Annotated in this window: 7 protein-coding genes; 4 read left to right on the top strand and 3 right to left on the bottom strand. The window is 72.0% G+C overall.

Translation table 11 applies throughout. The features are described from left to right. Positions 1-104 precede the first annotated feature (104 nt). Together GUY59_RS44680 and GUY59_RS44675 are read right to left on the bottom strand one after the other, a co-directional pair. Positions 105-374, bottom strand: coding sequence for a hypothetical protein (locus tag GUY59_RS44680; protein ID WP_138208299.1), 270 nt, complete (start codon positions 372-374; stop codon positions 105-107). 124 nt (positions 375-498) lie between these two features. Then, complete coding sequence (locus GUY59_RS44675; protein WP_138208300.1) at positions 499-1,419, bottom strand: LysR family transcriptional regulator; 921 nt, start codon at positions 1,417-1,419, stop codon at positions 499-501. A 183-nt stretch (positions 1,420-1,602) separates the two neighbouring features. Here GUY59_RS44675 and GUY59_RS44670 point away from each other — a divergent pair, with 183 nt between their 5' ends. The 4 genes from GUY59_RS44670 to GUY59_RS44655 all read left to right on the top strand — a co-directional run bounded on the left by GUY59_RS44670 (position 1,603) and on the right by GUY59_RS44655 (position 7,378). Continuing rightward, positions 1,603-2,457 (top strand): SDR family NAD(P)-dependent oxidoreductase, encoded by an 855-nt coding sequence (locus tag GUY59_RS44670; RefSeq protein WP_132332914.1) that lies wholly within the window; start codon positions 1,603-1,605, stop codon positions 2,455-2,457. A 337-nt stretch (positions 2,458-2,794) separates the two neighbouring features. Then, a complete protein-coding gene (locus GUY59_RS44665) occupies positions 2,795-3,373 on the top strand; it encodes an RNA polymerase sigma factor (protein WP_138208301.1) in 579 nt (192 codons plus the stop codon). Then, entirely contained in the window at positions 3,366-4,262 is an 897-nt protein-coding gene (locus GUY59_RS44660; RefSeq protein WP_138208302.1) for a CU044_5270 family protein, read from the top strand. Before GUY59_RS44665 ends, GUY59_RS44660 begins: the two co-directional genes overlap by 8 nt. Then, positions 4,259-7,378 carry a S8 family peptidase gene (locus tag GUY59_RS44655; RefSeq protein ID WP_138208303.1) on the top strand — a complete coding sequence of 1,040 codons (3,120 nt, stop codon included), beginning with the start codon at positions 4,259-4,261 and terminating at the stop codon, positions 7,376-7,378. The genes GUY59_RS44660 and GUY59_RS44655 overlap by 4 nt, the downstream gene beginning before the upstream one ends. A gap of 450 nt (positions 7,379-7,828) precedes the next feature. Here GUY59_RS44655 and GUY59_RS44645 read toward each other — a convergent pair. Next, the coding region (locus tag GUY59_RS44645; protein WP_212746350.1) for a MerR family transcriptional regulator at positions 7,829-8,537 on the bottom strand (709 nt) is incomplete at its 5' end.

Here is an 8,537-nt window from a genome sequence, read left to right as displayed (position 1 = left end):
GAGCGCCGGCCAGCGCAAGTGGCTCGCCCTCTCCAGCAACAGCAACCTGAGCACCGCCGCCAAGAGCGGCCACTACATCTACACCGACCAGCCCGACGTCGCCGTCAAGGCCATCGAGAACGTCGCCGCCCAGGCCGCGGGCTGAACACCGCCCGCGGCTCCGTCGACAGCGGTTGCCAGCCGGCCGACGCGGCGAAGGCGGCGAGCACGAACACCGCCTGCTCAGGAGGCTCCATCGCCGTCTGGGTGCCCAGCACGAGCGCGGCGAAGTAGACGCCGGCCGCAGGAAGGACATGATCGGCTCGATGAGGCCGGGTGAGCACGGAGTCGCCGATGACCGCGACCAGCGCACAGAGCACGTCCGCGGTCGCCATCCCCAGCGCGGCACAGAGGCCGATCCTCAAGAGTGTCAGGCCCTGCGAGCCCGGCCGGTCGAGCGAATTTCACGTGATGTGCCGATCTCATGCCACTACGGCCGCCGCCTCATGAGCGCACCGCTCACCCGTGGTCCGGCGGCCATCGCGCCAGGTCCCTGACCGCCTGCCCGTCCTGCCTCGCGCAGACGGCCCGGCTGTGATGGGCGAACCTGCGTACGGACCGCACCTGGGAGTGGTCACGCAGCCAGGCCAGGCGCAGCGGCAGCGACGGCCCGTCGCTGAGCCGGACTGCCCTGACGTCCGCCGATCCCGTCGCCGCCGCCGCGCGGGGCGTGCACAGGACGACGGCCTGCCCCAGCCGGACGACCGCCAGCATCTGCATGCCGTCGCTCACCTCCGGCCCCGGGCGCCCCGGCGGCCCGTCCGGCCAGAGCTCGGCGGCGACGTGCCGGAAGTTGTCTTCCTTCCAGCGCACCACCTGCTCGTCGCTCAGGTCCGCCATGACGATCGCCTCCCTGCCCGCCAGCGGATGTGACGCCGCGAGCAGCACGTGCACCTGTTCCATGAGCAGGATCACGCTCTCCAGCGTCTCGTCGTCGATCGACCCGCGCAGCAGCGCGAGGTCGGCCGCACCGGAGCGCAGCTGGTCGAGCTGGTCGCCCGCGTTGCCGACCATCACGCGTCCGGGCATCAGCGGCCGGGTCTCGTCGTACGCGTGCACAAGCTCGTTCAGCAGCCAGGCGTCGCAGCCGGGCCCTGTCACCGTCAGCGGATCCTGCGTCCCCGCCGCCCTGCGCGCCCGTGACATGGCGTGCCCGGCCTGGGAGACCAGGGTCCTGGCCTCGCCCAGCAGGATCTCACCCGCGGGAGTCAGGCTCACGTCACCGGGGGCGCGGACGAGCAGTGGGGCGCCGACGTCCCGCTCCAGGGCGCGGATGGCACGTGAGAGCGCGGGCTGGGTCATGGTGAGCCGCGCGGCGGCTCGGGTGAAGTTGCGTTCCTCGGCCACCGCGATGAAGTAACGCAGCTGGCGAATCTCCACATCGGCCACCCGCGCAGTCTCTCACGTGCGCCTATGCCGTTGGGACATGGCTGCCTGCCACATCGGACCTTCCTTTCCCCCGGCGGCCGGTGTGTCCTGGACAGGCGCCGCGGCGCGGAGCCTGTCCGGCCCGCGACCTCACCCGCGGCACTCGTTCATCTCACCCTCTTGATTGGATGACGCATGTCGGAACATGTCCGCAAGGCGGTCGTGACCGCGGGAACCGGCGGAATCGGCATGGAGACGGCGGCGGGGCTGGCGGCACAGGGCTGGGACGTCACCGTCGTCGGCCGCGACCCCGACCGCGGCGCCGCCGCGACGGCCCGGCTGGAGGAGGCGGCGGGGCGCGCCACGGGCCGTTTCCTGCGCGCCGACCTCTCCTCCCTGTCCGGCACCCGCGCGCTCGCGGATCGGCTGGCCGCGGAAGGGCCCCTGCACCTGCTGGTCAACAACGTGGGCGGCATGTGGACCCGGCGCTGGGAGGGCGCCGGCGGCATCGAGGCGAGCCTGGTGCTCAACCACCTGTCGCCGTACGTGCTGACCGAGGCTCTCCTGGACGCGCTCAATGCCGGCGCGCCCAGCCGCATCGTGAACGTCACCTCCTCCGCCATCATGGCCGCGGAGCCGGTGTTCGAGGAGGCGGAGCCGCCGGGGCCCTACTACGGCATGGCCGCGACGGGCCGGGCGAAGCTCGCCCACCTCGTCCACACGATGGACCTCGCCGGGCGACTCGGCGGCCAGGGCATCCAGGTCGTGGCCGTCGATCCGGGACCCGCCGCGACGCCCAACGCGGCGCAGATGACGATCGACATCCTGCCACCGCAGATGCGACCGCTCTGGGACCAGGTCCAGGAGTGGGTCACCCGCCCGGTGACGGAGGCCGGGGCCGCCGTCCTGGCCGCGTGCACCGGGCCCTCGCACGGGGCGGGTGTGGTGATCGGCCCGTCAGGCGCTCCCGACGACAGCCTGCTCCAGTACCTGACGGAGGACGTCACGCAGGCCGTACGCGCGTGGACCCCGAGGCTGCTCGGCGACTGACAGCCGCCGTGAACGGTCAGGAGCGCGGCCCCTGGCCGGGCGAGCGCGCGGGGCGTCGGGCGCTCACGGAGCACCCACGCCCTGCTCGCCGCTGCGTCGGCCGCCCGGGGGCGCGGTCGAGGCACGTCGGGCAGCGGCGCCAACCCGACCGACGCGGCCTTCATCGACGCGGCCGTCCGCGACCTGCTCGCCACGCCCTCACCCCGGTAGACGCGCCCGTGCACACGGGCCCCACCACGCTCATGGGGAACTTGGGGAGCCTCTGCGGATAAAGACAGTCGTGACAACCACCGCAGAACGGAAGTTCCCCGTGAAAGACCCTCCATCCCTTCAACCGGTGGATCCCAGGGACGACTCCTCCATCATCGAAGCCTCGCTGTCTACGCCGGAGTGCTTCGCGGTGCTCTTCGACCGGCACGCCGCCGTACTGCACCGCTACGCCGTGCGGCGGCTCGGGCCTGAGCATGCCGAGGACATGCTGGCCGAAGCGTTCACCAGAGCCTTCGCGACCCGCCACCGCTACGAGTTCGGCCGCTCGGAGGCGCTGCCCTGGCTGTACGGCATCATCACCAACGTCATCGGCCTGCACCGACGGGCCGAAGCCCGGGGCTACCGGGCGCTGGCCCGCACGGGCGAGGACCCCGTGGTGGCCGCGTTCGACGAGCGGGTGGCCGCCCAAGTCTCCGCCTCGGCCACACGGCAACGCCTCGCCGCCGCGCTGGCGGGCCTCGGCCGCGGTGAGCGGGACGTGCTGCTGCTGATCGCGTGGGGCGATCTGACGTACGAGGAGACGGCCCGGGCGTTGCGGGTGCCCATCGGCACGGTCCGCTCGCGCCTGTCGCGGGCCCGCCGCAAGGTCGCGCACGCTCTGGGCGGCGTCAATCCGGTTGAGATGAGCGGGGGCCACCATGAATGACTTCGACCTGATCAAGAACCTGCGATCGGAGATAGGCGAGAGCGCACCGGAGGCCCTGGACGGGGCGCGGGAGCGGCTGCTGACCGTGATGGCCCGAACGCCGGCGCGCAAGCGGTTCCGGCTTCCCGTGGCCCTGCCCCTCGCGGGCGTCGTAGCGGCCACGGCGGCGGCCACCGTCGTGATCGCCACAAGCTCGGCCACGCCCGTCAACCCACCGGCCGGTGACACCCCGCCGCCTCTCTCGGCCCGGAACGTCCTGCTCGTCGCCGCCGACAGCGCGGAACGCACACCGCTGGGCTCCGGGGCCTACTGGCACGTCAGGAAGGAGAAGGACGACAGCGGCCGGCTGTTCACCGAGAGCTGGACCACGCGGGACGGGCAGCGGTGGACGCGGCCGGTGCCGGGCCGCGACCGGTCGGCCGTGAGCAAGGCGCCGTCGGCCGGCTATTATCTCGCGCCCGGCCAGGGCGAGCTCAGCGTCAAGGACATCGAGGCGTTGCCGACCGACCCCGAGGCGTTGAAGCAGCAGGTCACCGAGATGGTCCCGGAAGCAGTCGACCATCGTGACCCCGCCTTCTTCCCGCTGCTCTCGCTGATCGCCGAGATGCCCGCGCCGGCGAAGGTGCGTTCCGCGGCGTTCCGGGCTCTGGCCACAGTGCCGGACGTGCAGCGGGTGGGCACGGTCGAGGGCGGGGAGGAGCTGATGGTTCGCGGCGGTGACCGGGAGATCAGGCTGGTCGTCGATCCCGAGACCTCCCGGGTGGTCCGCGCCAACATGCTCCCCACCGTCAGCGGAGGGGTCGCCGGCGCCAAGTGGGGGCACTTCATCAAGCTGACCACCGAGTGGACCGACGACTTCCCCGGCGCGACCGAACGAGGCACGTCATGATCGCGGGCAGATCGGTTCTCGCCGTTCTCCTGGCGGGAACGGCCGGCGTCGCGGCACCGCAGGCAACCGCGGAACAGCCGAACGGGGTGACGCTGATCACGGGTGACCGGGTCGTGGTCATCGGCAAGGCCCACCGGGTGGACCCGGGACCCGGCAGGCAGGTGCAGTTCACGAGCCAGGTGCGCGACGGGCATCTGTACGTGATCCCGTCGGATGCGATGCCGCTGATCGCGAAGGGGACGCTCGACCGGCGGCTGTTCGACGTCACCCAACTGCTGGCCTGGGGGTACGGCGACGCTGCGAGGTCCGACATCCCGGTGATCTCGCAGGGTGCCGCCACCCGGGGCTTCGCCGGGGCACGGCGGCTGTCCAACCTGGGAATGAGCGCAGCGCGCGTGCCGAAGGCGAGCGCCGCCCGGACCTGGCGGGACCTCACCGGCGGCGCCCGCACCTTGACCGCGGGACGTTCCAGGTTATGGCTGGACGGCCAGAGGACCCCCGTCCTGGAAGACAGCGTCAAGCAGATCGGCGCCCCACAGGCGTGGCGGCAGGGGCTCACGGGCAGGGGCGTCACGGTCGCGGTCCTCGACACCGGCTATGACCCCGACCACCCCGACCTCAAGGACGCGGTGGCGCACGAGCGCGTCTTCAGCGACTCTCCCGACATCCGTGACATCCACGGCCACGGCACCCACGTCGCCTCGATCGCGGCGGGCCGGGGAGAGCGGTTCCGCGGGGTGGCGCCGGAGGCGGAACTGGCCATCGGCAAGGTGGGCGACGGCGTCATCACCGAATCGGCCGTTCTCGCCGGCATGGAGTGGGCGGCCGCCGAGGTCAAGGCCAAGGTCGTCAACATGAGCTTCGGCGGTCCGGACAGCCTCGAACTGGACCCGATCGAGCAGGCGGTCAACACGCTGTCGGAGCAGTACGGCACGCTCTTCGTCGCGGGGGCGGGCAACCAGGGCAGGAAGCAGTCGGTGTTCAGTCCGGCGAGCGCGGACGCGGCCCTGGCCGTGGGCGCGGTGGACAAGCAGGGGCGGATGGCCGACTCCTCCAGCCGGGGGCCGCGCGTGGGCGACCACGCGATCAAACCCGACCTGACCGCGCCCGGCCAGGACATCACAGCAGCGGCCATCGGGGGCGGCCACGAATCGATGAGCGGCACCTCGATGTCCACCCCGCACGTGGCCGGGGCGGCGGCGATCCTGGCCCAGCACCATCCTGACTGGACCGGGGCGCGGCTCAAGGCCGCGCTGATCGGCAGCGCCGCGCCCACCGAAGGCGTCACGCCCTATGAGCAGGGTGCCGGACTGGCCGACCTGACGCGGGTGCTGAAGCAGACGGTCGTGGCCGAGCAGGCCAACCTGTGGGAGCCCTTCCCGTGGGACGGCGACGAACGGGTGGCCACCAGGACGATCACGTACGCCAACGTGGGCGACACCCCCGTAGATCTCGACCTTTCGGCGCAGGGCGAGGTGCTGAAGGTGCCGACCGGCAAGGTCACGGTCCCGGCCAAGGGCGAGACGTCCGTCACCGTCACCATCGACGCCACCGGAAAGCCGCCGGGCGACTATCCGGGAACGGTCACCGCCGCCTCGGGGGACACCGTGGTCCGCACGCTCGCCGGCGCCTACGTCGAGCCGGAGTCCTACGACGTCACCGTCACGGCCGTCGACAGGCAGGGCCGGCCCGTCGAGCCTCGGGGGGAGATCTACGACGCGAAGACCGGGGAGAGCCATGACCTGGCCTTTTGGGACGGCTCCGCCACCGTGCGGCTCCCCAAGGGCGACTGGAACCTCTACGCCTCCGTCTCCGAGACGGTCGACGGAAACCGGATCAGTACGCTCGCCGCCACCCCGTTCCGTGTCGAGGACGGTGACCTGCACCTGAGTGTGGACACGCGCCGGGGCAAGCCGGTCAGGACCACACTCGACGATCCGGACGCCGAGCTCAGACGCGGTTACCTGTTCCGGCTGGAGCATGGGGCCTGGGACATGGCGGCATCGGGCGGCGGTACGGACGCCAACAGCCAGCTCTTCGTCGTCCCCGCGCGGCAACCAGGCATGACCTACACCCTCGTCACCACGTGGCTCAGCAAGGACGTCTCCCCCAGCCCGTACGTCTACACCATCGTCGATCGTCGCAGCGAGGGCATTCCTGACGACCCCTCGCACAACGTGCGGCAGCAGGATCTGGCGAAGGTGACCGCGACCTACCGAGCCCCAGGGACGGCCGTGACCGGGGTGCCGATGGCCACGCTGGAGATCGGCCAGCCCGTTGCCACGTCGCTGGACTCACTGGTCGGGGAGATCCCGCTGCCCGGCAAGCTCGTCCACTACCGGACGCCCGGGCTGAGCTACGGGAGCGGGCTCCAGACCGGCACCTCGATCATCTTCGACGGCGGGCGACGCGCCGAGCGGGGTGAGACAGACGAGGTCTGGAACGCCGCCGTCATCGGGCCGTCGTTCCTGCTGGCCGGTGGGAGCCGTACCGGTGACGAGCTGAGCTTCTTGGCGACGGGAATGTTCGCCGACGGGCGGCAGGGCCGATCGGGTTCCGACTCGGCCGCCACCGGCCTCGCCACCCTCGCCAGGGACGGGCGAACGCTGGCCACGGCCGACCTCGCCGGCTGCTCGGTCCACAAGGCGACAGGATGCGGCCTGCGGGCCGGCCTGCCCGCGGTGTCCGGCGCCTACACGCTGACCGCGTCGCTGCGCCGGCAGGCCACGCTCTCCACGAAGGTGGAGTCGGCCTGGACGTTCACGTCCGCGACCACCGGCGACGAACAACCGCTGCCGCTGATGGCCGTCCGCTTCAGCCCGGAGGGCCTGGACGACTCGAACCGCGCCGAGCCGGGCGGCACCACCCGCCTGCCGTTGTGGGTCGAGCGCAACCCCGGGTCCACGGACGCGGACGTGGAGTCGATCCGACTGGAGATGTCCGCCGACGACGGCGCCACGTGGCGCCCCGTCCCGGTCACCCGTACCGGGTCCGGATGGACCGCCACGCTGCAAAACCCTGACCAGGCCGGGTACGTCTCCCTCCGCGCGGTGGTCACCGACGCCGCCGGCGACGGGGTGACCCAGACGATCACCCGCGCGTACGCCGTCGGCTGATCCTCAGGCTGAGCGCCTCCCGGCCTGCCCTGGCCGGGAGGCGCGTGCAGTGTAGCGACAAGCAGACCCTGCTCCGGGCCGTCGTCGAGGCCATCGGCGAATCACTCCTCGCCACGATCCGGCGCACCCTCGACGACACGCTCACCGAGCACACCACGGCCGCGCGACTGGAGGACGCCCTGGTGACGTTCGCGATGCGGATCGCGACCGACATGCTCGACTCGGCCGAGTACGCCACCCTGCAACGCCTGGTCAAGGAGTCCGGCCACCTGCCGCACCGGGACGAGCGGACCATGGCCAACGCACCCGACTGGGGCAGGGGCAGGGTCAGGCGGCCGCGCCAGGGCCGGGCAGCAGCTCGACGTCGCCGGCGTGCATGGGCTCGCCACAGTGGGCGCAGCGCAGGACGAGGAGCAGCACGACTGTCAGCAGTGTCGAACCAGCTCCGGGTCACTGCCGGGTCGAAGCACGCAGCGCCTCGGCGATCCACGCGAACGCCGCGGCATCGTCCTCGCCCGTGCTGGGAGGGGTGCCGTTGATCAGCTCCACCAGGGACAGGTATCTGCCGTGGGTGGCGTCGTACCGCTCCTCCTCCTGGGAGTCCTCGCGCCGCAGCTGCTCGACCAGGAGGAAGGCCCTGGCGAGCCGCTCACGTTGCTCGGTCGTGGACTGCGCCCCCATGGCGTCGGCGGCGGCGCCCGCCATGCGGACGACCAGCTCACACGCCCGTGGGGAGTCCGGCGCCAGCCCCGAACGGTACGCCGCCACGACCTCCTCCCCGATCTTGGCGCCGTCCTCGTGGATGAAGTCCCACACCGGCGCGGCGGCCAGGCTGCTCCCAGGGAAGGTGCCGTACACGTCCTGGAGGTAGGAGCGGACCGCGGCGCGGAACCGCTGGTCCTGGACCAGGTCGGCCAGCTCGATCCAGGCTTCGAGCTGGGCGGCGCTGGGGTCCTCCGGCAACCGGGGCCGCATCGTGCTCAGGCGTTCGACGAAGCCGTCCGGCACGTCGAGCCCTTCGCCGACCTCGTTCCAGAAGTCGTCGACGAGCCGTTCGCGCTCCTCGTCGGACATCGACACGAGCTTGTGCATCAGAGCCGCCTGCGCGGCCGTGCCGCCCTGCTTGACCAGGGTCCGCAGCACGGCCCTCCTGGCCCGC

It is taken from the genome of Nonomuraea sp. K271, assembly GCF_009908215.1.
Lineage (GTDB): Bacteria > Actinomycetota > Actinomycetes > Streptosporangiales > Streptosporangiaceae > Nonomuraea > Nonomuraea longispora.
The sequence above is the reverse complement of the archived record's forward strand: the minus strand, read 5'-3'. Positions and strand labels throughout refer to the sequence as shown.

Coding starts and splice junctions, on each gene's coding strand:
- GUY59_RS44660 (WP_138208302.1), top strand. CDS start 3,366: ATGAATGACTTCGACCTGATCAAGAACCTGCGATCGGAGATAGGCGAG.
- GUY59_RS44670 (WP_132332914.1), top strand. CDS start 1,603: ATGTCGGAACATGTCCGCAAGGCGGTCGTGACCGCGGGAACCGGCGGA.
- GUY59_RS44680 (WP_138208299.1), bottom strand. CDS start 374: ATGGCGACCGCGGACGTGCTCTGTGCGCTGGTCGCGGTCATCGGCGAC.
- GUY59_RS44655 (WP_138208303.1), top strand. CDS start 4,259: ATGATCGCGGGCAGATCGGTTCTCGCCGTTCTCCTGGCGGGAACGGCC.